Here is a 22,838-nt window from a genome sequence, read left to right on the forward strand (position 1 = left end):
AAGGGCATGGCCCGGATCGAAAAGGCAGAATTCGACAACGCGGGGCTTTGGGTCCGTGATTTGACGGTGACCTATCGCAATGGGGTCACGGCGTTGAAATCTGCCTCTTTTGCCGTCCCAAGAGGGTCAATTGCGGCGCTGGTCGGCGTGAACGGCGCCGGCAAATCGACCTTGTTCAAGGCGATCATGGGGTTTCTTCCGGCCGCGCGCGGCGAAATCGGCATTTTGGGCCAGGGGGTCGCGGCCTCGCTCAAGCAGGGGTTGGTCGCCTATGTCCCAGGCAGAGGAGGTCGATTGGACCTTTCCGGTGCTGGTCGAGGACGTGGTGATGATGGGGCGCTATGGCCGCATGGGTCTGTTGCGCATCCCTTCGGCGGCGGACAAGGCCGCGGTGGCGGCGGCGCTGGACCGGGTCGGCATGTCATCCTATCGCAAGCGTCAGATCGGCGAATTGTCGGGCGGGCAACGCAAACGGGTGTTTCTGGCCCGCGCATTGGCACAAGAGGGCCAGGTGATCCTGCTGGACGAGCCATTCACCGGCGTTGATGTCCAAACCGAAGAGGCGATCATCACCCTGTTGGGTGAGCTGCGTGCCGAGGGCAAGGTGATGCTGGTCTCGACCCACAACCTTGGCTCTGTTCCTGAATTCTGTGATCAGGTGGTCCTGGTCAAGGGCACGGTGCTGAACTATGGCCCGACGGAAGAGGTGTTCACCCGCGAAAACCTCGAAGCGGCCTTTGGCGGGGTGCTGCGGCATTTCGTGCTTGGCGGCGCGGATCTGCATGATGACGAAGACACCCGGGCGGTCACGATCCTGTCGGATGATGAGCGGCCGTTTGTGATGTACGACGACCAGACCCGCACCCAAGGCCCACGGATCGAGGAAGAAGAATGAGCATGCTGCTCGAACCCTTCTCTTATGGCTATATGACCAATGCCATGTGGGTCAGCGCGCTGGTCGGGGCGGTCTGTGCCTTCCTGTCGGCCTATCTGATGCTGAAAGGCTGGTCGCTGATTGGCGATGCGCTGTCGCACTCTATCGTGCCGGGGGTGGCGGGGGCCTATATGCTGGGGCTGCCCTTTGCGCTGGGCGCGTTTTTGTCGGGCGGGCTGGCCGCGGGGGCGATGCTGTTTCTCAATCAACGCAGCGGGCTGAAGGAAGACGCCATCATCGGCATCATTTTCACCAGCTTCTTTGGTCTGGGTCTGTTCATGGTGTCGGTTTCGCCGGTGTCGGTGGATGTGCAGACGATCATCATGGGCAATGTGCTGGCCATCACCCCGGAAGATACGCTGCAATTGGCGGTGATCGGCTTTGTCTCGCTGGCGGTGCTGCTGTGGAAATGGAAGGATCTGATGGTCGCTTTCTTTGACGAAACCCACGCCCGCAGCATTGGTCTGCGCCCCGAGCGGCTGCGGTTCATCTTTTTCGTGCTGCTCAGCGCGTCCTGTGTGGCGGCATTGCAGACGGTGGGCGCCTTTCTTGTCATCGCCATGGTGGTGACGCCGGGGGCGACGGCCTATCTGCTGGCGGACCGGTTTCCGGTCTTGCTGATGATCAGTGTCGCGATTGGCGCGCTGACCTCTTTCCTTGGTGCCTATATCTCCTATTTCCTTGATGGGGCGACGGGCGGGGTCATCATCACCCTGCAAACCACGGTGTTCCTTGTGGCCTTCTTCTTTGCCCCGAAACATGGGCTTTTTGCGGCGCGCAGACGTGCGGCGGCGGCATTGGTTGGGGACAGCTGATGGATCAACTGCTTCTGCCGTTTCTGTTTCCCTTCATGCAGAATGCGTTCTGGGTGGTGCTGTTGTTGGCCGCGCCCACCGCGATCCTCAGCTGTTTTCTGGTGCTCAAGGGTTGGTCGCTGATGGGTGATGCGGTCAGCCATGCGGTGCTGCCGGGGGTGGTGCTGGCCTATATGCTGGGGATACCGCTGATCATCGGGGCCTTTGCGGCGGGCATGACCTGTGCGCTGGCGACCGGCTATCTGAACGCCAACAGCCGGATCAAACAGGACACGGTGATGGGCGTGGTGTTTTCCGGCATGTTCGGGTTGGGGATGGTGCTTTACGTCAAGGTGCAGACCAATGTGCATCTCGATCATATCCTGTTCGGCAATATGCTGGGTGTTGGCCCTGCAGATCTCTGGACCGCCGGAATTGTTGGTGCGCTGGTGACTGTGGTGCTGGTGCTGAAATGGAAAGACCTCTTGCTGCATGCCTTTGATCCGGCGCAGGCCCAGGCAATCGGTTTGCGGGTGAACTGGCTGCATTATGGCATGTTGTCGATCCTGTCGCTGACCATCGTCGCGGTGCTGAGCGCGGTGGGGCTGATCCTGGCAATTGGGCTGCTGATTTCGCCGGGGGCGATTGCGTTCCTGCTGACACGGGAATTCCGCCACATGATGATCGTGGCGGTGGTGGTCAATCTGGTGGCGATGCTTGGCGGGGTCTACGCGAGCTTCTGGCTCGACAGCGCCCCTGCGCCGACCATCATCCTGATGCTGACCATCGCCTTTGTGGGTGCGTTTGTCTGGCGGCAATGGCAAAACCGCCGCCGCGAGGCTGTCACCTGACCTGTGGTTCTAGGTTGCCCAGTGCGCGGGATGTCGGCGCACCGGGCCAGAGGGGATCTGCCATCTCGGGCCATGCCCATTGACCGTCAGTGGCGGTGTGATCCGATGGGCCGGGCCCCAACCGGTGTCCTCGACAGCCATGGCATAGTCATCAGGTCCAACAGCGATCGCCGCCGGGGGCGAGAGCGTGCCGGGGGCGGATTTCAGACATTCCGCCGTGCGCGCAAGCGAAAGTTCCGCGCGGGTGCCGACCCCTTTGGCGCGGCGGCCCAGACCGCGCAGGACGGTCGCCGCCAAAAGATACCCCGTGCCATGATCCAGCGCTTGCACCGGAAGCGGTAGGGGGGCGTCCCGCCCTGTGACCGCCATGCCCTGGGCCGCAATGCCACAGGACATCTGGACCAGGGAATCAAAGCCGCGCCGCGCGCGCCAAGGGCCAGTGCGGCCATAGGCCGACAGGCTGACGTCAATCAGGCCGGGGTTCAGCGCGCTGCGGGCCTCTGCGCCAAATCCCAACCGGTCGAGCGCGCCGGGCCGATAGCCGTGCAGCAACACGTCGGCGGATTTGAGCAGGTTGGCAAAGATCGCGCGGTCGGTGGCGTCATGCAGATCCAGCCCGGCGCAATGTTTGCCAAGATTGACCTCCAGCTCCGCCGCCGGTTCGTTCCAATGCGGCGGGTCGATGCGCAGGACATCCGCGCCAAACCCGGCCAGAAACCGCGTGGCAACCGGACCGGCCAGAACTCGCGTCAGATCGAGCACACGCAGACCGGCAAGCGGTGCGTCTGGGGGGCCTGATGGCCCCTGCGGGGGCACATCCACGGCGTCCTGCCAGCGGATCAGCGGCTCGGCCTTTACCGCCGCGCCCTGGGGGTGGGCCTGCCACGCGTCTGCGCTGTGCAGCATCGCGGCACAGCCCTTGGCGGCGACAATGGCGGTTTCCAACGCCTCTGCCTGCCAGGTCGCCACCACCTTGGCCACGGCCTCGCGATCTGGCGGGCAGCCAAGGACCGAAAGGGCAGCGGCACGATGATGCGGCGCATTGGTGTGCAGGCGGATGAAACTGTCTGCGGTGGCATAGATCCCGGCAATTGCATCCCAGACCGAAGGCAAGTCCCACCCCACCGGCGACAGCGTCATGTCAAACCAAAGCGACGCGCGCCGACGGTCGACATGCACCGCGCCACCGCCATGGATCGCGGCCAATGCCGCACCCGCCGCGCCGATTGTGGCGCTGGCAAAGTCGCTGACCGCATAGACCGACGGCAAATCGCCGCCGCCGGTTTCATGGAAATTTGCGTCTGTCATTTGCAGGGCCTCGGTGATTTCGGGCCAATAGGGATTGTTCATGCGGCTGCTCCGATCATGCTGTGCAGCACAGTTAGGCGGCGGTTTGACTATTCGGCAATCTTGATCAAGATAATCAACATGAAAATTCCCGACACCGATTTGATGGACGGCGCAGAGGTTCGCCAGCGGCTGGGGGTCAGCGCCCAGACGCTGTATGCCTATGTCAGCCGTGGCCATATCCGCGCGTTCCAAAGCCCGAGAGATGCGCGCAAGTCGTTGTACTTTCGGGAAGATGTGGAAAATTGGGCGGCGCGCAAGGCGCGGGGACGATCGCGCCGTTCGGTGGCGGCCTCGGCGCTGAGCTGGGGGGAACCTTCGCTGATTTCGGCAATCACCGAGATTCGCGATGGCCGATTCTTCTATCGCGGTCAGGACGGCGTGCTGCTTTCGCGCACCGCGACGCTGGAGGAAACCGCAGCGCTGTTGCTGGATTGCGATCTGGCGGCACCGCACCCCGACAGGCTGCCGATGTTGGCCGCGCCGGACCCGGTGCAACGCATGTTGATGGCGTTGACCCGTCGGGTGGCGGAGCGTGATGTTGCGCCGCTGGATTTGATTCAAGCGATGGTTCACGCGATCACCCGCAGGCGCAGCACGGCGGCGGTGCATGACCAGTTGGCTGCGGCCTGGGGGCTGTCGCCGCCGGAGGCGGATGTGATCCGCCGGGTGCTGGTGCTGTGCGGCGATCATGAATTGAACGCGTCGGCCTTTGCCTGTCGGGTCACGGCCTCGACCGGGGCGGGTTTGCCCGCCTGTTTGCTGACCGGGCTGTCGACCCTGACCGGCCCGCGCCATGGCGGAATGGTGGTCCGTGCGCTGGATTTCATGGCTGCGGCGGTCAATGGCGGCGCGCTGCCTGACGCGGGCAGCAAGGCACCACCGGGCTTTGGCCATCCGTTGTATCCGGCGGGCGACCCCCGCGCGACAGAGATCCTGCGGGTGCTGCCACTGGGGCGGGACTGGGCCGAAGTGGTCCAGGTGCTGGGCGCACGGCGCATTTATCCCGGCCTTGATTTCGCCTTGGGGCATGTGGTGCGGGCCCTGGATCTGCCGCGCGATGCCGGTCTGACCCTGTTCGCCATTGGCCGCAGCGCCGGCTGGATGGCGCATGCCCGTGAACAGGCGGCCAGCAAACAGCTTATTCGCCCGCGTGCGACAGGCCAAACACGCGCAAAAGGCCAGAAAACCACCTGAGGGGGCCGATAGGGGGGCGGTCGAACACGCGCCGCTCACGCAGGTGTCACGTGGTTTCGCTTGAACTCACCTGCTTTGGCGGCATTGTAGCGCCTAGTATTTGCAGGAGAGTTTGATGCCCGGATTTTTTCCATCCCGTGTGAAATCCACCATTGGCCCGATGATCGCGGCCTGGCGCTGATCTGGGCCGCTGCCGCCCCTGCCCAAAGCGGCATGGAAGACCAGGTCACAATCGACAAGCTGGACAACGGCATGGAGGTGGTGGTGATCGAAGACCACCGCGCGCCGGTTGTCGTTCACATGGTGTGGTATCGCGCTGGCAGCGCCGATGAAAAACCGGGTGTTTCCGGCGTGGCGCATTTCCTGGAACATTTGCTGTTTCAGGGCACCAAGAACATGGCGCCCGGCGAATTGTCGCGTGTGGTGGCCGAAAACGGCGGCACCGACAACGCCTTTACCAGCTATGACCAGACCGCCTATTTTCAACGGGTGGCGGCGGATCGTCTGGGGCTGATGATGCAGATGGAGGCCGACCGCATGGTCAACCTGCAATTGGGTGACGAGGAAATTCGCACCGAGCGCGAGGTGATCATCGAAGAACGCAACATGCGCACGGAAAACGACCCCGGTGCGTTGATGCGGGAACAGGCGCGGGCGGCACAATACCTCAACCACCGTTACGGCGTGCCAATCATCGGTTGGCGGCACGAGATGGTGGGCCTTGATCTGGAGGCCGCACTGGATTTCTATCAGACCTATTATGCGCCCAACAACGCAGTGCTGATTGTGGCTGGCGATGTGACGCCCGAGGGCGTGATGGAACTGGCACGTGAACATTACGGGGCTTTGCCACCGAACCCGGATCTTGAACCCCGCGCCCGCCCGCAAGAGCCACCGCAAACGGCGCCGCGCCGCATGGTGTTCGAAGATCCACGGGTGTCGCAACCCTATGTTGTCCGCTCTTATCTGGCCCCGGAACGCGATCCCGGCGCCCAGGAAAAAGCTGCGGCCTTGATGTTGTTGTCGGATGTTCTGGGTGGTGGGCAAACCTCTGTTCTGAATGAAATATTGCAGTTCGAGCAGAAGAAAGTGGTCTACGCCGGCGCGTCTTATGGGGGTGTTTCGCTGGATGACACCACGTTTTCGCTGGTTGTTGTCCCGGCCGAGGGGGTGAGCCTGCAAGAGGCCGAGGATGCGATGGATGCCGCCGTGGCGCGTTTCATGCAGGACGGTGTTGACCCGGAACAGCTGATCCGGATCAAACGCCAGATCAAAGCCAGCCGGATCTATGCCCGCGACAATGTAGAGCGTCTGGCAAACAGCTATGGCCGGGCGCTGACGTCCGGATTGACGATCGAAGACATTTTTGCCTGGCCTGACGTTGTCGAGGCGGTGACCGAAGAGGATATTCTGGCCGCCGCGCGCGAGGTGTTTGATGACAAGACCAGCGTGACCAGCTGGCTGACCCGTCCCAAGGAGGTGACCCAATGAAGACGTTCGCATTGAAGACGTTTGTATGCGCGTTTATCGTACTGGTTTGGGGCGGTGCGCCACTGCGGGCCGAAATCAACATTCAGGAAATCACCACGCCGGGCGGGATCAGCGCCTGGCTGGTCGAGGAACCCTCGATCCCGATTGTGGCGCTGGAATTGCGGTTCAAGGGCGGTGGATCGCTGGATGCGCCAGGCAAACGCGGGGCCACCAACCTGATGACCGGCCTGCTTGAGGAAGGCACCGGCGACATGGATGCCCGTGCCTTTGCCCGTGCGACCGAAACGCTGGCGGCCTCGTTTGATTATGACACCTATGATGACACCATTGCTGTGTCGGCCAAATTCCTGACCGATACCCAGCAAGAGGCGATGGCGCTTTTTCGCAGCTCGATCATCGAGCCGGCCTTTACCCAGGTCGCCTTGGACCGGGTGCGGGCGCAGGTGATGTCGGGGCTGGCGTCGGATGAAACCGACCCGAACAAGATTGCCGGGCGCACCTTTGACGGCATGGCCTTTGGCGATCATCCCTATGCGACCTCGATTGATGGCACACGGGAAAGCGTGGCGGCCCTGACTCGCGCGGATATCGTCGCGGCGCATAAAGCGGCATTTGCCCGCGACCGGGTCTATGTCAGCGCGGTCGGCGACATCTCGGCCGAGGAGCTGGCGACATTGCTTGACACCCTTTTGGGCGATCTGCCCGCCACGGGCGCGCCGCTGGTCGGCAAGGCGGAATTCCTGATGCAGGGTGGTCTGACGGTGGTGCCGTTTGACACGCCGCAATCTGTGGTTCTGTTTGGCCATGCGGGATTGGACCGGCATGACGATGATTTCCTTGCGGCCTATGTCCTGAACGAGATTTTTGGCGGCTCTGGTTTGACCAGTCGCTTGATGGACGAGGTGCGCGAAAAGCGTGGGCTGGCCTATGGGGTCTATAGCTATCTTGTGCCCAAGGATAATGCCGCAATGATGCTGGGGCAGGTGGCTTCGGCCAACAATCGCGTCGCGGATACCATAGAGGTGGTGCGCGCCGAATGGGCGAAAATGGCAGCAGAAGGCGTGACCGCAGAAGAGCTTGAGGCGGCCAAGACCTATTTGACCGGGGCCTATCCATTGCGGTTCGATGGCAATGGACCAATTGCCAATATCCTTGTCGGGATGCAGCTGGATGATCTGGGCACCGATTATATCGTGACCCGCAATGAAGAGATCGAGGCGCTGACCCTGGAAGAGGTCAACCGCGTCGCGCGCAAGCTGTTGCAGCCCGATGCCCTGCATTTCGTGGTCGTGGGCCAGCCCGAGGGGTTGGAAACAGCCCTGACAACCGACCCCAAGGCCGACGCCGCGCATTAGGCGCGGGATCAATGGGGCCTGCTGACCCTGAACAAAACGAAAAAGGCCCGGCGTGATTGACAACGCCGGGCCGGTTTTATCCGCAAGGATCGTTTCTGAGGGCTTTGATTGCGCCCAAGCTGTGTCGCGAAATGCCTAGTCGAGAAGTCCGGCGTGGCGCAGACCGGCGTCGATCCGGGCCTGCACCGGTTCGCTGACCGGCAGAAGCGGCAGGCGCACCTCGTTCTCGCACAGACCCAGACGCGACATTGCGTATTTCACGCCACAGAGCCCCGGTTCGGCAAAGATCGCCTGATGCAGAGGCATCAATTGATCCTGAATTGCTAAAGCGGCGGCGTAATCCCCGGCCAGACAGGCCGCTTGCAGCTTGCTGCTGAGCGCCGGTGCCACATTGGCCGTGACCGAGATACAGCCAACCCCGCCCTGGGCGTTAAAGCCATGTGCGGTGGGGTCTTCGCCCGAAAGCTGGATGAAATCGGTGCCGCAGGTGATGCGCTGGGCGCAGACACGCGCCAGATCGCCGGTGGCATCCTTGACCCCGATGATATTTTTCAGTTTCGCCAATTCACCCATCGTGGCGGGCGACATGTCGATCACCGACCGTGGCGGGATATTGTAGATGATGATCGGCAGATCCACCGCGTCATGGATCGCGGTGAAATGGGCAATCAGCCCGGCCTGGGTCGGTTTGTTGTAATATGGCGTCACCACCAGCACGGCATCGGCCCCAACCGATTTGGCATGCGCTGCCAGACGAATCGATTCAACCGTGTTGTTCGACCCGGCCCCGGCGATCACCGGAACACGGCCTGCGGCGGCTTTGACGACCTCGGTCACGACCTGTTCGTGTTCGCCGTGGGTCAGGGTGGGGCTTTCCCCGGTGGTGCCGACCGGCACCAATGCGCTGCTGCCCTGCGTGATGTGCCAATCCACGAGTTTTCGCAGCGCGTCCCAATCAACCGCGCCGTCCTTGAACGGCGTAACCAGGGCAGGCATGGACCCTTTGAACATGGTAACGCTCCTCTTCGTGGTTGCGGTCCCACACTGGGCCGCGGTGATCCGCCTCTGTCGGCATCGTGAGTTGCGTGATGCGTCAGACGGGTTATCCTTTGGCCAGTGTCTATTCCTTTTCAGATCAGAAATTGCAAGTGATGAAGCGTAGCCTTTTGTGCCTCTTGATGGTTTTCGCGGCGCCTGTGTCGTCCCAACAGGGCGGCGGTGACGGTATTTCCGCTGACCTGACGACCAGTTTGCGACCGCGCGCGCGGTCCAGCACGGTGGTCAGCACCGGACAAAACACCGGACAAGAGGTGCCCGAAGTGTCCTCTCAGACCTCTGTCGCGGGGTTTGCTGACGGCGATGTGCCCCTGTCGCGATTGCGCCCAAGGGGACGTCCCGGCGATCTGGTGACACAGGTCGTCAGCCTTGCTGATCTGCCCAGCGGGGATGCCGATTTTCGCGCCGCTCTGTCGGAAATGCGGGCCGGACGTTGGGACAATGCGCTGCGACTGGCCGGGCCAGAGGGCGGCGTGGCCCGCGACGTCATTCGCTGGCATCAATTGCGCAATGGTTTGGGGCGGTCCAGCGACGTGACGGCCTTTCTGGCGCGCAGCGGTGATTGGCCGGGGTTGGCCTATCTGCGCGAAAAGAGCGAAAGCACGATGGAGGATGCGCCAATCGGCGACGTCCTGATGTTCTATACCGGGCATGAGCCGCAGACCGGCATCGGGGCTTTGACCCGTGCCAAGGCTTTGGCCACCATGGGGCATGGCGACGCGGCTGAGGCCGGGATCATCATGGCCTGGCGCACATTGGCCTTGTCAGAGCGCGAACAAGAGACATTCCTCAGCCGTTATGGCGCGGTACTTGCCCCCCACCATACGGCGCGGTTGGATCAGATGCTGTGGAAGGGCTGGAAGGTCAACGCCACCCGCATGTTGCCACTGGTCGGGGCGGATTGGACCGCATTGGCCAAGGCCCGCATGGCGCTGCGCGCCCGCGAGGGCAATCCAGATCCGCTGATTGCGGCGGTGCCCCCTGCGCTGAGCGATGATCCCGGATTGGCCTATGAGCGGTTTGAATGGCGGATGCAAAAGGGGCTGACCGACAGTGCCACGGCGCTGTTGCTGGAACGGTCGACCAGTGCCAAATCGCTGGGGGAACCGGAATACTGGGCGTCGCGTCGCCGGGACATGGCGCGCCGTGCCATGCGCGACGGCAAGACAACCGAAGCCTACCGCGTTGCCGCGACGCATTTCACCACCGAGGGCAATGATTTTGCCGATTTGGAGTGGCTGTCTGGCTATCTTGCGCTGCGGTTTCAGAAGGATGGCCCCCGCGCCGCCCAGCATTTCAACCGATTCCGTGGCGCGGTGTTCACGCCGATTTCGCTGGGGCGTGCCGGGTATTGGCTGGGTCGCGCGCATGAGCAGGCCGGAAACCGGGCAGAGGCCCAAGCGGGCTATGCGCTTGGGGCGAAGTATCAAACCAGTTTTTACGGTCTGCTGGCCGCCGAACGCGGCGGGCTGCCCTTCAACGCGGCCCTGGCCGGGTATACCCCGGCGGGGGATTGGCGGCAGGCGGACTTTACAAAATCACGGGTGCATGAGGCCGCAATGTTGTTCCTTGGCGTTGGCGAGGAGTGGTTGGCGGAACGTTTCTGGACCCATCTGGCCGAAACCCAGGACGAGGCCAGCCTGCACATGATGGGCAAGATGCTGGAGGAACTGGGCCAGCCACATTTTGGCGTCATGCTGGGCAAACGGGCGGCACAGGCCGGGTTGGAGATTGCTGCGCCCTATTACGCGATCCATCCCGTGGCCGCGCGCAACCAGCCAATTCCCAAGGAAATGATCCTGGCCATTGCCCGCCGCGAAAGCGAATTTGATCACACAGTGATCAGCCACGCCGGTGCACGCGGCCTGATGCAGGTGATGCCGGCCACGGCACAATTGGTCGCCCGGCGCGTCGGGCTGGGCTATTCGCGCAACCGGCTAACCAGCGACTGGGGCTATAACGCGCAATTGGGGGCGGATTATCTGCGCGGATTGGCCGAGGATTTCGACGGCAATGTGGTGATGATGTCAGCCGGTTATAACGCCGGTCCGGGGCGCCCGCGCAGCTGGATGCAGCGCAATGGCGACCCGCGTCGCGGCAGCATTGATGTGGTCGACTGGATCGAGATGATCCCGTTCAACGAGACCCGAAACTATGTCATGCGGGTGGCCGAGAGCCTGCCGGTCTATCGCGCCCGGCTGGGCAAGGCCCCGCATCCGGTGCCGTTTTCAAAGGAGCTAGTGGGATCGACGTTGCTGCCGCTCTCGCCATAGGGTGAAAAGCCCGGCGGCAATGATCAGCCCGGCGCCGAAAATCACCGATGTGCGCAGGCTTTCGTCAAAGATCACCAGACCAATGGCGCTGGCAAAGGGCAATTGCAGATAGGCAAAGGGCTGCACCGCGCTGGCCTCTGCCGCCTCAAAACATTTGATCATGCACCAATGGCCCATCACCGCCGCCACACAGAGCCCGGCCATCCAAATCCAATCGGCGGCGGCCATCGGTTCCCAGGACCAGATGCCGACGGCGGTAATCGCCACCGCCCCCACCGTGCCGGTCCAGAAAAACGAGGTCGCGGCGCTGTCACGCCGGGCGACATAGCGGTTCAACAGGGCGTAGAGCGCAAACATGCTCGCGGTGCCCAGCGGGATCAGCGCATAGATCGAAAACACCCCGGCACCGGGGTTGATGATGATCAACACCCCAACGAAGCCGACACCAATCGCCAGCCAGCGCCGCCAGCCGACCTTTTCCCCCAGCACCGGCCCCGACAGGGCGGCCACCAGCAGCGGATAACAGACAAACACCGCATGGGTTTCCACCAGCCCCAGATAGGTGAAGGCCACAACCATCAGACAGACCTCTGCCACCAGAAGCATGGCGCGAAACGCCTAAATCCAGGGCTGTTCGGTGCGAACAACGGCCCGCAACCCGCCGGACCGGCGCATCGACAGCGCGACAACAAAAGCAGCAAAGAACCAATAGCGGATCATGACCACCATCAGCACATTGTAATTCGAGGCCAGATGCTGGCTCAGCCCGTCCTGCACCGCAAAGATGAATGTGGTGGCGACCATGAACCAGATGCCGCGGATCGTATCATTCTGGGTCATTTGACGGCCCTTGTCATATGGCGCTTGCGGCCAAAACCGGGCACGCGTGTCACGGTAAATCCACCCGCCTCTAGCGCGCGGCGCACATGGCCGGCGGCGGTATAGGTGGCGGCGCTGCCGTTCTCGGCGGTATGGCGGGCAACCTCGGCCAGGATCTCTGGTCCCCACAGTTCGGGGTTCTTGGCCGGGGAAAATCCATCCAGAAACCAGGCATTCGCCGCCCCTGTCCACGCCGGAAGGGTGGCGCGCGCATCGCCGGGGATCAGCGTGAACCGCAGATCGTCGGTTTCAAAAGCGGTTTCCCCCGAGCGCCAAAACGGCTGTAATTCGGCAGCGAGTTCCGCGATGTCGGGAAATGTCGCCTGGGCGGCGATCATGTCATCGGCGGCCATCGGGAACGCTTCGAAGGTGGTGAACCGCAGCTTGCCCGGGCAATTTGCGCCGCGAAACGCCTCTAGGGCGCAAAGCAGGTTCAACCCGGTGCCAAACCCCAGTTCAGCAATATGAAACCCGTCGCAAAACCGGGCAGGAAGGTCATTGCCGCCCAGAAACACATGCCGTGTTTCGTCCAGCCCGTTGTCGAGCGAGTAATATGGATCATCAAACCGGGTCGACACAGGCACGCGCCCGTCACGCCATTCCAGCTCTGCGCTCTGGTCTGTCATAGTTTGCTGCCTTATGGGGTTGCACGGATTGGGTAATCTGGAAACAGGGGCAATGCAATGGTCGACGTGACGGTGCGCGGCGCGGGGATTTTTGGTCTCTCTGTCGCTTGGGCTTGTGCGCGGCGCGGCGCGCGGGTGCGCGTGATTGATCCCTTTGGCCCCGGCGCGGGGGCCTCGGGGGGGATTGTCGGGGCATTGGCGCCGCATGTGCCGGAAAACTGGAATGACAAAAAGGCATTTCAATTTGACAGCCTGATCATGGCTGCGGATTTCTGGGCCGAGGTACAGGCGGTCGGCGGGCGCGATCCGGGTTATCTGCGCTCTGGGCGATTGCAGCCGCTGGCAGACGCACGCGCGGTGGAGCTGGCCCATCAACGGGCAAAGACGGCGCAGGACCTGTGGCAGGGGCGGGCAGACTGGCGGGTGGTCCCGGCGGCGGAACATGGCGATTGGGCGCCGCAATCGGCAACCGGGTTTTTGATTCATGACACGTTAAGCGCGCGCATACATCCGCGCCGGGCCTGTGCGGCACTGGTCGCAGCCTGTTTGGCCATGGGGGTCGAGATCACCGATGTGGCTGACGACGCCGGGGCGGTGGTCTGGGCCAGTGGTGTACAGGATCTGGACGCGATCAGCGCGGCGGCCGGGCGCACGCTTGGCAATGGCGTCAAGGGTCAGGCGGCGCTGTTGCGGTTTGCCGCCGCGGACAGCCCGCAATTGTTCGCCGATGCATTGCATATCGTGCCGCATGGTGACGGGACGGTGGCCATTGGATCAACCTCGGAACGGGACTTCACCAATGCCACCAGCACCGATGACCAGTTGGACGATGTGATCGAACGCGCGCGCGCGGCCTTTCCGGTGTTGCAAGGGGCCGAGGTGGTCGAACGTTGGGCCGGGGTGCGGCCACGGGCGCGAAGCCGCGCGCCCCTGTTGGGCCCTATCCGATGCACGCCAGCGCATTCATCGCCAATGGCGGCTTCAAAATCGGCTTTGGCATCGCGCCAAAGGTCGGGGCGGTCATGGCCGATCTGGTGCTGGAAGGCCGTGATGCGATCCCGGCGGGTTTTCGCCCGGAACAATTGTGATACGGCGTGCAATCCTGCCAGACTTCGGTCAGGATTAGCGCAAAGCGCAGGACCCATCGACAAAGGCCGGGACATGACAATCACCAAACTGGACGAGCTGGACGGGCTGAAACATATCGGCCGGATCGTGGCCAACACCATGCACGCCATGGCCAAGGCCATGGAGCCGGGCATGACCACGCGCGAGCTGGACGATATTGGTGCGGATCTGCTGGCGCGGGACGGCGCGGTCTCTGCCCCGCAATCCAGTTACGACTTTCCCGGCGCGACCTGTATCAGCGTGAACGAGGAAATCGCCCATGGTATTCCCGGCGATCGCATTCTTGCCGCCGGGGATCTGGTGAATATTGACGTGTCGGCGTCGAAAAACGGATTTTTCGCCGACACCGGCGCGACATTTCGCATGGGGGCGGTGACCCCTGTGCAGGCCCAGCTGTGTCGTGATGGCAAGCGCGCGATGCAGATCGGGATTGACGCCGTGGCGAGCAACCGGCCGCTGGCCGGAATTGGCAATGCCATCGGGCGTTTCGCGGACAAACGCGGCTATACCCTGATCCGCAATCTGGCCAGCCATGGCGTGGGCCGGTCGCTGCATGAATACCCCGAAGAAATCGCCACATGGCCCAGCCGCGACAAGCGCCGCATCACCAAAGGGTTGGTGATGACGGTAGAGCCGTTCCTGTCGACCGGGGGGCTTTGGGCGACCGAAGGCGATGATGGCTGGACGCTTTACAGCGAACCGCAAGCGCCTGCGGTGCAATATGAACATACCATCGTCGCAACCGATCGCGGGGCGATTGTTGTCACGCTGCCGAATTGATCAGCGGTCGGCCAGTTTGGTCGACTGACCGGTGATTTATCCGGCCTTTTTCAGATCCTGGATCATCGCGTCCAGATCACCCTTGCGCCGGTCAATCATCGACCCGATTTCGGTGCGCTCGGTCAGCAAGAGGTTCACACCTTCGATTTTCATGTTGAAAAACAGATCCTTGCCCGATCTGTCCGACACCATGAAATCCAACGCAAAGGGACGTTCGCCCCGCAGATGCGCGGTGCAGTTGACCTCGTAATAGCTTTTGACCTGACGCACGCCGTTCACTTCGATCCGGCCGCCGATGAATTCCCGGAACCGCGCGCCGTATTTGCGGGCGATATAGCCGGAAAATGCGGTCTGAAACGCGCGTTTCTGGCTGGAAGAGGCACGCCGCCCATCCACACCCAAAGCATAGGCCGCAATGGTCGGCACATCGCCGTAGCGTTTGAAAATGCTTTCAAATTCGCTGTTCATGGCCGATTGCGACTTGCCCGAGGCGATCACCGAATTGATCGCACCCACCAGTTTGTCCACCAGATTGCGGGCCCGGTCGGTGGTCAGGGCAAATGCCGGCAGGGCGGAAAATGCGGTGGCCGTTACAGCCGCCGCAACCGTGCCGAGGAAATGTCTGCGCTGCATGTCACTTACTCTCCGTAAAGATCTTCATATGGGTCGATTTCGCCGCCATACAATTCCGCATAGGGATCAATTTCTTCGCCCCCTGCACCCCCCCCGGCCCCGGCCACGTCGGTTTGACCGATCTCGTACCGGCGGTTTTGCAGATAAAGCAGTCGCGTCTGAGCATAGCTGTCGGCGCTATCATACAGAACGGAATCAACAGAAGAAGCATAGCGGCCGCGCTTGCCCACTTTGGCGGTTATCCGCGCAGCTTTCAGATAATAGGCCTCGGGGCGCGGCACCGCGTTCATCGGATCAATCACCAAATCGACCACCTGGCCAAACAAATCGCGTTCTGTGGTCGGGCCGATGATCGGCATTTCAAGATAGGCACCTTCGCGCACACCCCAAACCGCCAGGGTCTGGCCGAAATCGGCATCGTCTTCGTGAAGGCCAAATTCACCCGCGACATCGAAAATGCCGGCAAATCCGAGGGTGGAATTCAACCCGAAACGCACGGTGTTCTTGAATGCGCCGCCCAGATCGGCCTGGAGAACCTGATTGACCACGGCACTGGGCACCGAGAGGTTGTCAGCAAAATTCTCGACCATTTCCTGTGCGGGTTCGGGCACGGTTTCGGCATAGCCCACCGCAACAGAGCGCACGATGCTCTTGTCGAAATTCTTGCTCTTTTCATGAACTTGGCGGTTGCGCGCCTCGTAGGGATCGAAAATGCCATCCCGACTGACCTTGGTGGGGTCATGTGGGGTGCACCCGGCAATCAATGTCATCACCAAAGCCGCAATGGCAATCGTCCGTGGGGGGGATAAAAGGGTCATTCGCAACTCTGGCAATCTCAATCTTTTTGCAATAAACGCTATGTAGTCATTTAACTGGCGAAGCCCACGGTTTTCTAGGGAATCGCACAACGATGTGACCCATTGGAGACAGTGGTGCAGCATTGGCAATCTTGCTGATCCATCGCGGATCGGCAATCGGTTCGCTGGAATTTCCCGGTGAGCACCGAAAAAGGAGCAAGTTCCCGCGTATGGATCCCATCCTGGCTGGTCAAAGTGAACTGCGTGCCGTGCGACGCGAAAGCCGCGGGTTGTATTGGTGTGTCGGCGTATTCAGCTTCTTTGCGAATATCCTGATGCTGACCGGCCCGCTTTACATGCTTCAGGTCTATGATCGGGTGTTGTCCAGCCGGTCCGAGGCGACCTTGCTGGCGCTGACGGTATTGGTGATCTTTCTCTATACGGTCATGGGCGTGTTGGATTACGTGCGCGGGCGGATCATGGCGCGCGTCGGCGCGCGGTTTCAATCGCGACTGGATGACCGGGTGTTCGACGCAAGCCTGCGGGCGTCGGCCCTGCGGCCTGACGATGCCGCTGCGACCGGGTTGCGCGATCTGGAGTCTGTTCAGCGGTTCCTGACCTCGCCGGTGCTTTTGTCGCTGTACGACCTGCCCTGGACGCCATTGTTTCTGTTTGGGATTGCGATTTTCCACCCCTGGCTGGGTATTCTGGCCGTGTCGGGTGGCGCGCTGTTGGTTGCGATTGCCATCACCTCGCAGCAGATGCAGAAACGCCCGGTTTTTGAACATGGCGTTGCATCCCATAAATCCGAAAGCATCGCGGCGCGCCTGCGGTCCGAGGCCGAAATGGTTCAGGCCATGGGCATGCGCAAGGCGGCCCTGCATCGGTGGAAGGGCGCGCGTCTGGCAACACTGGGCGGCCAATTGCGCAGTTCGGATGTCAGCGGCGGGTTCACGGCGCTGACCCGTGCGCTGCGGCTCTTGCTGCAATCGGCGATGTTGGGCATGGGTGCACTTCTGGTGTTGCGGGGGGAAATGTCCCCCGGTGCGATGATTGCCGGTTCGATCCTTCTGGGGCGGGCTTTGGCTCCGATCGAGGTGATCATTGGCCAATGGACCGTGGCACAGCGCGCACGCCAGGGCTGGCGTTCGTTGGCCCGGTTGTTGGGAAGCGTGCCCGAGCAGGCGCCGAAAATGGATTTGCCAGTCCCCCGCGCCAAGCTTGAGGTGCAGCAATTGACCATCATTCCACCGCAGGAGCGTCAGGCGGCGCTGCGCATGATATCCTTTGACGTCAATCCAGGTCAGGCGGTCGGCGTCATCGGGCCTTCGGGGGCGGGGAAATCATCGCTGGCCAGCGCCATTACCGGGCTTTGGCCGCCGGCATCGGGGCGTATCCGATTGGACGGTGCGACGCTTGATCAATACGATCCGGAAAAGCTGGGGCAATACATCGGATATTTGCCGCAAAAAGTAGAGTTGTTTGACGGGACAATTGCAGAAAACATCGCGCGTCTGGCGCCGGAACCTGATGCCGAAATGGTGGTTGTCGCGGCCAAGATGGCCAATGCGCATGAGATGATCCTGAAATTTCCCGAAGGATATGACACAAGGATCGAGGCCCATAGCGCCAAGCTTTCTGGTGGCCAGATGCAGCGTATCGGACTGGCGCGGGCCTTGTATGGCAATCCGGTGTTTGTCGTCCTGGACGAACCGAATTCCAATCTCGACAACGAAGGCAGCGCAGCGGTGAATTCCGCCATTCGCGCGGTCAAGGATCGCGGCGGCGCGGTGTTGATCATGGCGCACCGTCCGGCGGCCATTCAGGAATGTGATACACTTCTGGTCTTGGATAAGGGCACGCGGGTTGCCTTTGGTCCGCGTGATGAGGTGCTGAAAAAGACGGTGCAGAACGCCGCACAGCTGCGTCGCCCCGGCACAGGAGGGGTCCAATGAATCCGCCCACCTTCCCAGTTCGTGTGCCAATGTTTCTTGGGGTGTTTTTCCTGGTGGTCCTGTTGGGCGGATTTGTCGCCTGGGCCGCGGTCAGCCAGATTTCCGGGGCTGTCATCGCGTCGGGGCAGGTCGAGGTTGATCAAAACCGACAGGCCATTCAGCACCCCGACGGTGGTGTGGTCGCCGAATTGCTGGTGCGAGAGGGCGATATGGTTGAGGATGGCGATGTCCTGATCCGGCTCGACCCGGATCTGTTGCGATCCAAGTTCACCGTGACCCGCGACCAATTGCATGAAATCATGGCCCGTCACGCCCGGCTTGCGGCCGAACGCGATGGTGCCGAAGAGCCGGTCTTCTCTGACTTGTTGCTGGCCGTGGCCCGGGATGAACCTGCGGTTGCGGAATTGATTGCGGGGCAGACGCGGCTGTTTCATGCGCGTGCGGAATCCTTGACGCGTGAAACCGATCAATTGCGCAATCAAACCGAACAGATGCGGGTGCAGATCGAGGGGATCGAAGCCCAGCAACAGGCCCTCAGCCAGCAATTGGAACTGATTGGCCGCGAACTGGCGGATCAACAACAGCTTCTGGACAAGGGGCTTGCCCAGGCGTCGCGTGTCTTGGCCTTGCAACGCCAGCAGGCGCAATTGTCCGGACAAGCCGGAGAGCTGACAGCGCAAAAGGCCCGTGCGCTGGCGCGGATCTCGGAAATCGAAATCTCGATCCTGTCGGTTGGCGCCCGACTGCGTGAACAGGCCATATCCGAATTGCGCGATCTGCAACTGCGCGAGCGCGAGTTGCTGGAACAGGTCAATTCCTACGAAGACCAGCTTGGCCGCATGGACGTGCGTGCGCCGGTGGCGGGGGTGGTCTATGGGCTTGCGGTGTTTGGCCCGTCCTCGGTTGCGCGTCCGGCGGATCCCCTGATGTACCTGGTTCCGCGCGATCGTCCGGCGATCATCACCGCCCGCATTGCGCCGATCAATATCGACGAATTGTACATCGGGCAGGAAGTTCTGTTGCGCCTGACATCGCTGAGCCAAAATGAATCGCCGGAAATCTATGGCGAGGTGTCACAGCTGTCGGCGGATGCCTTTGTCGATGAGGTGAGCCGCCAGCCCTATTATCGCGCCGAAATTGCCCTGCTTCCGGGAGAAGTGCTGAAGCTGCCTGAAGGCGTGGAATTGATTCCGGGAATGCCGATCGAGGCCTTTATTCACACCGATGATCGCACGCCTTTGGCCTATTTCCTGAAGCCACTGACAGATTATTTTGCCCGCGCGTTTCGCGAAAGCTGAGCCTTATTTGCACGCCTGGCGCGTGGACCCTATGTCGGCGGCCCAAAATGCGGGGCGACAATGGCTTGTCGGACGTCGGGCAAGTCTCTAGCCTGCCCGAAAACCAAAAAATGTGCACATGATGCCGGAGGCCCGAAATGCCCAATCAGATTGAAACCCGTCTTGCCGCGCTTGGCCTTACCCTGCCAGAGGCCCCGGCACCGGCGGCAAATTATGTGCCTTGGGTGATCACGGGCAACACGGTTTACGTTTCCGGCCAGATCTCGATGGGGCCAGAGGGGTTGATCCAAGGCAAATTGGGATCGGATCTGGATGTCGCTGCCGGGGCCGCTGCTGCCAAATCCTGTGCTCTTAGCCTGTTGGCGCAGGTCCGATCGGCCTGTGATGGCGATTTGATGCGGTTGAAGCGGGTGGTCAAGTTGACCGGATTTGTCAATTCCACGCAGGACTTCACCGATCAGCCCAAAGTGATCAACGGGGCATCTGATGTCCTGGTCGAGATCCTGGGCGATGCCGGGCGGCATGCGCGGTCTGCGGTGTCTGCGTCGTCCTTGCCCTTGGGGGTGGCCGTTGAAATCGAGGGGATATTTGAAATCTCATGAGCCTTCCTGACGCATTTCTGACCCGCCCGCTGGCCCATCGTGCGCTGCACGACATTCGCGATGGCCGTCCCGAAAATTCGCGCGCTGCGATCCGCGCCGCCATCGCCGCCGGGGTCGGGATCGAAATTGACCTGCAGCGTTCGGCTGACAATCAGGCGATGGTGTTTCACGATTACACCCTGGATCGTTTGACCGATGCCTCTGGCCCGGTCAACGAATTGCCCGCCGCAGATTTGCAGAGAATTTCGCTCACGGGCGGTGACGAATGCATTCCAACCCTGGAAGAGGTGCTTGAACTGGTCGCGGGGCAGGTGCCGCTGTTGATCGAGCTCAAGGATCAGGATGGCCAGATGGGGCCGGGTGTTGGCGCATTGGAAAGCGCCACGGCGCGTGCGCTGGCGGATTACGAAGGGCCGGTTGCGGTCATGTCGTTTAATCCGCATTCCGTCGCTGAATTCGCGGTTCTGGCGCCGCAGATCGCCCGCGGTTTGACCACTGGCGGATTTGATCCGCAAGATTGGCCAAAACTGGGCGAAAGCATCTGTGATCTTCTGCGGCCCATCCCGGATTTTGATCGCGTGGGCGCCTCTTTTATCAGTCACGATTTCCGCGACCTTAATGCGGCGCGGGTCTTGGCGCTGAAAGAGGCCGGTGCGCCGGTGCTTTGCTGGACCATCCGCACGCCCGCCGAGGAGGCAGCCGCACGTGAAGTCGCCGACAATGTGACGTTTGAGGGATATTTACCTTGAAGCTGGCCGCGCTCGCGCCAAATTTGGCAGGGCGGGACAGGTGATATGCGCGAAACTCAGATCGAAATTCAAACCCACGACACGATTGTCGATATTGGCGAGGCGCTTTGGGATGCCTGTGCTTGTCCGGAAACTGCGGATGGCGGGCGGCCCATTGACCCCTTTACCACCTATCGGTTTCTGCATGCGTTGGAGGAAAGCGGATCGGTTGGGCGCGGCACCGGCTGGCAGCCGACCTATCTGACCGCGCGGCTGGGGGATCAGGTGGTGGCCTGTACGCCGCTCTATGCCAAGAGCCACAGCCAGGGCGAATATATTTTCGACCACAATTGGGCGCATGCCTATGAAAATGCCGGCGGCGACTATTATCCGAAACTCCAGATTGCCGTGCCCTTTACCCCTGCGACCGGGCGGCGGTTTCTGGCGCGTCCGGGGTTTGAAGAGATCGGTATATCCGCCTTGATCCAAGGGGCCATTCGTCTTGCGTCGAACAATCATCTGTCTTCGCTGCACATCACCTTTTGCACCGAAGAAGAGGCCAAGGCCGGGCAGGAAATCGGCCTGTTAACCCGGCAAAGCCAGCAATTTCACTGGTTGAACGACGGCTATGGCGATTTCGATGCCTTTCTTGCGGCGTTGTCGTCGCGCAAGCGCAAGAATATCCGCAAGGAACGCCAGCGCGCACAGGGCTTTGGCGGCAGCATTCGCACCCTGACCGGCGATCAGATTGCGCCAGAGCATTGGGATGCCTTCTGGGTGTTTTATCAGGATACCGGGTCGCGCAAATGGGGCACGCCCTATCTGACGCGCGCATTTTTTGATATCGCGCATGAGGTGCTGCGCGACGACATCGCGCTGGTTCTGGCCGAACGCGACGGGGCGCCGGTGGCGGGCGCGCTGAATTTTATCGGACGGGACGTGTTGTTTGGCCGCTATTGGGGCTGCGTCGAAGATCACCCCTGTTTGCACTTCGAGGCCTGTTATTACCAAGCAATTGAATTTGCGATAAAACACCGTCTAAGCCGGGTCGAGGCAGGGGCGCAGGGGGAACATAAGCTGGCGCGCGGATATCTGCCGGTGCCCTGTCATTCACTGCATTGGGTGGCGGACAAGGGTTTTTCTGACGCAATTTCGAAATATCTTATCGCCGAGCGCGCGGCAATTGACGAAGACATCGAGATCCTGACCAGCTATGGTCCGTTCCGGCGTGACAACCAGGAGGAACAGCAATGAGCGAGAAACTTTCCGACACCGGGCGAAAGACCATGCTCGACCCATTGATCGCTGTCGGCTGGGCGCTGGACGCGGAACGCGATGCGATCAGCAAACGCTATGATTTCAAAGACTTCATCACGGCTTTTGGCTGGATGACGCAGGTGGCGATCTATGCTGAAAAGTGGAACCATCACCCGGAATGGCGCAATGTCTACAAAACCGTCAATGTCACATTGACCACCCATGATTTGGGCGGGTTGAGCACGGCGGATGTGAAATTGGCCCGCAAAATGGAACAATTGGCAGAGCCGCTGCCAAAACCGGAATAGGGCGCGCGCCGATGGTGCTGCGCGCGCCCCATGTCTAAAAGGTCTCAGACCTCGGCGAGCAGCGCCTCACCAGAGCTGATTTCGCAGGTGCCAGGCGAGGCTTCTTCGTTCAGAACCTTCACAACACCATCTTCGACCAACAGCGCATAGCGCTTGGAGCGGCCATGCAGCCCGGCGGGCGGGGCATCGAAATCCATGCCGATCGCCTTGGTAAAGCTGCCATCGGCATCGCCAAGGAATGTAAGGCCGGCCTCGGTTGCGCCGGTGGCTTCGCCCCAGGCCTGCATCACGAAGGGGTCATTGACCGACACGCAGATGATTTCATCCACGCCTTTGCCGTCAAACGCGGCCTTGTTGCGGATGAAGCTGGGCACATGCGCGGTGCTGCAGGTGCCGGTATAGGCGCCGGGCAGACCAAACAGCACAACCTTGCGGCCCGCCAGTTTCGGGCCCAGGTCCACCGCTTCGGGGCCTTCGCCGCCCATTTGCAGCAAAGTTGCCTGGGGCAGGGTGTCGCCAACTGAAATCGTCATGTCAAAACTTCCTATT

At 61.4% G+C, this 22,838-nt stretch carries 19 protein-coding genes and 3 pseudogenes; 15 read left to right on the forward strand and 7 right to left on the reverse strand.

Translation table 11 applies throughout. The features are described 5' to 3' along the window. Positions 1–6: 6 nt before the first annotated feature. From AC0L4F_RS00940 to AC0L4F_RS00950, 3 genes and pseudogenes are all read left to right on the forward strand, one after another. Positions 7–895 (forward strand): annotated as a pseudogene (locus AC0L4F_RS00940) (manganese/iron ABC transporter ATP-binding protein). Next, positions 892–1,749 carry a metal ABC transporter permease gene (locus AC0L4F_RS00945; RefSeq protein WP_244684217.1) on the forward strand — a complete coding sequence of 286 codons (858 nt, stop codon included), beginning with the start codon at positions 892–894 and terminating at the stop codon, positions 1,747–1,749. Before AC0L4F_RS00940 ends, AC0L4F_RS00945 begins: the two are co-directional and overlap by 4 nt. Next, a complete protein-coding gene (locus tag AC0L4F_RS00950; RefSeq protein WP_244684227.1) occupies positions 1,749–2,579 on the forward strand; it encodes a metal ABC transporter permease in 831 nt (276 codons plus the stop codon). The genes AC0L4F_RS00945 and AC0L4F_RS00950 overlap by 1 nt, the downstream gene beginning before the upstream one ends. Positions 2,580–2,588: 9 nt before the next feature. Here AC0L4F_RS00950 and AC0L4F_RS00955 read toward each other — a convergent pair whose 3' ends face one another. Continuing rightward, a complete protein-coding gene (locus AC0L4F_RS00955; RefSeq protein ID WP_244684229.1) occupies positions 2,589–3,929 on the reverse strand; it encodes a CoA transferase in 1,341 nt (446 codons plus the stop codon). Between the two features lie 78 nt (positions 3,930–4,007). Here AC0L4F_RS00955 and AC0L4F_RS00960 point away from each other — a divergent pair, with 78 nt between their 5' ends. The 3 genes from AC0L4F_RS00960 (at position 4,008) to AC0L4F_RS00970 (ending at position 7,969) form a co-directional block, all read left to right on the forward strand. Next, the gene (locus tag AC0L4F_RS00960) at positions 4,008–5,123 is read left to right on the forward strand and encodes a citrate synthase family protein (RefSeq protein WP_244684232.1); all 1,116 of its coding nucleotides are present in this window, start codon (positions 4,008–4,010) and stop codon (positions 5,121–5,123) included. A 213-nt stretch (positions 5,124–5,336) separates the two neighbouring features. Continuing rightward, positions 5,337–6,614: a M16 family metallopeptidase gene (locus AC0L4F_RS00965; protein WP_244684234.1), complete on the forward strand. Its 1,278-nt coding sequence runs from the start codon at positions 5,337–5,339 to the stop codon at positions 6,612–6,614. Next, complete coding sequence (locus tag AC0L4F_RS00970; protein ID WP_244684236.1) at positions 6,611–7,969, forward strand: M16 family metallopeptidase; 1,359 nt, start codon at positions 6,611–6,613, stop codon at positions 7,967–7,969. The genes AC0L4F_RS00965 and AC0L4F_RS00970 overlap by 4 nt, the downstream gene beginning before the upstream one ends. A 135-nt stretch (positions 7,970–8,104) precedes the next feature. Here AC0L4F_RS00970 and dapA read toward each other — a convergent pair whose 3' ends face one another. Further along, the gene (dapA, locus tag AC0L4F_RS00975; RefSeq protein WP_244684238.1) at positions 8,105–8,980 is read right to left on the reverse strand and encodes a 4-hydroxy-tetrahydrodipicolinate synthase; all 876 of its coding nucleotides are present in this window, start codon (positions 8,978–8,980) and stop codon (positions 8,105–8,107) included. A 77-nt stretch (positions 8,981–9,057) separates the two neighbouring features. Here dapA and AC0L4F_RS00980 point away from each other — a divergent pair, with 77 nt between their 5' ends. After that, on the forward strand, positions 9,058–11,298 hold the full coding sequence (locus AC0L4F_RS00980) for a lytic transglycosylase domain-containing protein (protein ID WP_244684240.1): 2,241 nt from the start codon (positions 9,058–9,060) through the stop codon (positions 11,296–11,298). Here the strand turns inward: AC0L4F_RS00980 and AC0L4F_RS00985 are convergent. Both AC0L4F_RS00985 and mnmC2 read right to left on the reverse strand, forming a co-directional pair. Beyond that, positions 11,263–12,138, reverse strand: a pseudogene (locus AC0L4F_RS00985) (DMT family transporter). The gene AC0L4F_RS00980 and the pseudogene AC0L4F_RS00985 overlap by 36 nt on opposite strands. Beyond that, entirely contained in the window at positions 12,135–12,803 is a 669-nt protein-coding gene (gene mnmC2, locus AC0L4F_RS00990) for a tRNA (5-methylaminomethyl-2-thiouridine)(34)-methyltransferase MnmC2 (RefSeq protein WP_244684242.1), read from the reverse strand. The pseudogene AC0L4F_RS00985 and the gene mnmC2 overlap by 4 nt, the downstream one beginning before the upstream one ends. A 57-nt stretch (positions 12,804–12,860) precedes the next feature. Here mnmC2 and AC0L4F_RS00995 point away from each other — a divergent pair. Together AC0L4F_RS00995 and map are read left to right on the forward strand one after the other, a co-directional pair. Beyond that, positions 12,861–13,891, forward strand: a pseudogene (locus AC0L4F_RS00995) (NAD(P)/FAD-dependent oxidoreductase). A gap of 73 nt (positions 13,892–13,964) precedes the next feature. Continuing rightward, the gene (gene map / locus AC0L4F_RS01000) at positions 13,965–14,711 is read left to right on the forward strand and encodes a type I methionyl aminopeptidase (protein ID WP_244684244.1); all 747 of its coding nucleotides are present in this window, start codon (positions 13,965–13,967) and stop codon (positions 14,709–14,711) included. Positions 14,712–14,747: 36 nt separating this feature from the next. Here map and AC0L4F_RS01005 read toward each other — a convergent pair whose 3' ends face one another. Both AC0L4F_RS01005 and AC0L4F_RS01010 read right to left on the reverse strand, forming a co-directional pair. Next, positions 14,748–15,344 carry an MlaC/ttg2D family ABC transporter substrate-binding protein gene (locus AC0L4F_RS01005; protein ID WP_244684247.1) on the reverse strand — a complete coding sequence of 199 codons (597 nt, stop codon included), beginning with the start codon at positions 15,342–15,344 and terminating at the stop codon, positions 14,748–14,750. 5 nt (positions 15,345–15,349) lie between these two features. Continuing rightward, positions 15,350–16,162 carry an MlaA family lipoprotein gene (locus AC0L4F_RS01010; RefSeq protein WP_244684249.1) on the reverse strand — a complete coding sequence of 271 codons (813 nt, stop codon included), beginning with the start codon at positions 16,160–16,162 and terminating at the stop codon, positions 15,350–15,352. A gap of 209 nt (positions 16,163–16,371) precedes the next feature. On the opposite strand from AC0L4F_RS01010, the gene AC0L4F_RS01015 reads away from it, so the two are divergent. From AC0L4F_RS01015 to AC0L4F_RS01040, 6 genes are all read left to right on the forward strand, one after another. Beyond that, positions 16,372–18,096 carry a type I secretion system permease/ATPase gene (locus AC0L4F_RS01015; protein ID WP_244684251.1) on the forward strand — a complete coding sequence of 575 codons (1,725 nt, stop codon included), beginning with the start codon at positions 16,372–16,374 and terminating at the stop codon, positions 18,094–18,096. Continuing rightward, the gene (locus AC0L4F_RS01020; protein ID WP_244684253.1) at positions 18,093–19,394 is read left to right on the forward strand and encodes an HlyD family type I secretion periplasmic adaptor subunit; all 1,302 of its coding nucleotides are present in this window, start codon (positions 18,093–18,095) and stop codon (positions 19,392–19,394) included. The genes AC0L4F_RS01015 and AC0L4F_RS01020 overlap by 4 nt, the downstream gene beginning before the upstream one ends. Before the next feature lie 137 nt (positions 19,395–19,531). Further along, entirely contained in the window at positions 19,532–19,996 is a 465-nt protein-coding gene (locus AC0L4F_RS01025; RefSeq protein WP_244684255.1) for a RidA family protein, read from the forward strand. Beyond that, complete coding sequence (locus AC0L4F_RS01030) at positions 19,993–20,745, forward strand: glycerophosphodiester phosphodiesterase family protein (RefSeq protein ID WP_244684257.1); 753 nt, start codon at positions 19,993–19,995, stop codon at positions 20,743–20,745. Before AC0L4F_RS01025 ends, AC0L4F_RS01030 begins: the two co-directional genes overlap by 4 nt. Positions 20,746–20,790: 45 nt before the next feature. Then, positions 20,791–21,978, forward strand: a complete 1,188-nt coding sequence (locus tag AC0L4F_RS01035) for a GNAT family N-acetyltransferase (RefSeq protein ID WP_244684259.1) — start codon at positions 20,791–20,793, stop codon at positions 21,976–21,978. Next, positions 21,975–22,289, forward strand: coding sequence for a 4a-hydroxytetrahydrobiopterin dehydratase (locus AC0L4F_RS01040; protein ID WP_244684262.1), 315 nt, complete (start codon positions 21,975–21,977; stop codon positions 22,287–22,289). The genes AC0L4F_RS01035 and AC0L4F_RS01040 overlap by 4 nt, the downstream gene beginning before the upstream one ends. A 44-nt stretch (positions 22,290–22,333) precedes the next feature. On the opposite strand, the gene AC0L4F_RS01045 is transcribed toward AC0L4F_RS01040, so the two are convergent. Next, the gene (locus tag AC0L4F_RS01045; RefSeq protein WP_244684264.1) at positions 22,334–22,822 is read right to left on the reverse strand and encodes a peroxiredoxin; all 489 of its coding nucleotides are present in this window, start codon (positions 22,820–22,822) and stop codon (positions 22,334–22,336) included. Positions 22,823–22,838 lie beyond the last annotated feature (16 nt).

Source organism: Marinovum sp. J2-8, assembly GCF_055808435.1.

Coding starts and splice junctions, on each gene's coding strand:
- AC0L4F_RS01025 (WP_244684255.1), top strand. CDS start 19,532: ATGCCCAATCAGATTGAAACCCGTCTTGCCGCGCTTGGCCTTACCCTG.
- map (WP_244684244.1), top strand. CDS start 13,965: ATGACAATCACCAAACTGGACGAGCTGGACGGGCTGAAACATATCGGC.
- dapA (WP_244684238.1), bottom strand. CDS start 8,980: ATGTTCAAAGGGTCCATGCCTGCCCTGGTTACGCCGTTCAAGGACGGC.
- AC0L4F_RS00980 (WP_244684240.1), top strand. CDS start 9,058: ATGCGTCAGACGGGTTATCCTTTGGCCAGTGTCTATTCCTTTTCAGAT.
- AC0L4F_RS00965 (WP_244684234.1), top strand. CDS start 5,337: ATGGAAGACCAGGTCACAATCGACAAGCTGGACAACGGCATGGAGGTG.
- AC0L4F_RS00955 (WP_244684229.1), bottom strand. CDS start 3,929: ATGAACAATCCCTATTGGCCCGAAATCACCGAGGCCCTGCAAATGACA.
- AC0L4F_RS01030 (WP_244684257.1), top strand. CDS start 19,993: ATGAGCCTTCCTGACGCATTTCTGACCCGCCCGCTGGCCCATCGTGCG.
- AC0L4F_RS01040 (WP_244684262.1), top strand. CDS start 21,975: ATGAGCGAGAAACTTTCCGACACCGGGCGAAAGACCATGCTCGACCCA.
- AC0L4F_RS01010 (WP_244684249.1), bottom strand. CDS start 16,162: ATGACCCTTTTATCCCCCCCACGGACGATTGCCATTGCGGCTTTGGTG.
- AC0L4F_RS01045 (WP_244684264.1), bottom strand. CDS start 22,822: ATGACGATTTCAGTTGGCGACACCCTGCCCCAGGCAACTTTGCTGCAA.
- mnmC2 (WP_244684242.1), bottom strand. CDS start 12,803: ATGACAGACCAGAGCGCAGAGCTGGAATGGCGTGACGGGCGCGTGCCT.
- AC0L4F_RS00960 (WP_244684232.1), top strand. CDS start 4,008: ATGAAAATTCCCGACACCGATTTGATGGACGGCGCAGAGGTTCGCCAG.
- AC0L4F_RS00950 (WP_244684227.1), top strand. CDS start 1,749: ATGGATCAACTGCTTCTGCCGTTTCTGTTTCCCTTCATGCAGAATGCG.
- AC0L4F_RS00945 (WP_244684217.1), top strand. CDS start 892: ATGAGCATGCTGCTCGAACCCTTCTCTTATGGCTATATGACCAATGCC.
- AC0L4F_RS01015 (WP_244684251.1), top strand. CDS start 16,372: ATGGATCCCATCCTGGCTGGTCAAAGTGAACTGCGTGCCGTGCGACGC.
- AC0L4F_RS01005 (WP_244684247.1), bottom strand. CDS start 15,344: ATGCAGCGCAGACATTTCCTCGGCACGGTTGCGGCGGCTGTAACGGCC.
- AC0L4F_RS01020 (WP_244684253.1), top strand. CDS start 18,093: ATGAATCCGCCCACCTTCCCAGTTCGTGTGCCAATGTTTCTTGGGGTG.
- AC0L4F_RS01035 (WP_244684259.1), top strand. CDS start 20,791: ATGCGCGAAACTCAGATCGAAATTCAAACCCACGACACGATTGTCGAT.
- AC0L4F_RS00970 (WP_244684236.1), top strand. CDS start 6,611: ATGAAGACGTTCGCATTGAAGACGTTTGTATGCGCGTTTATCGTACTG.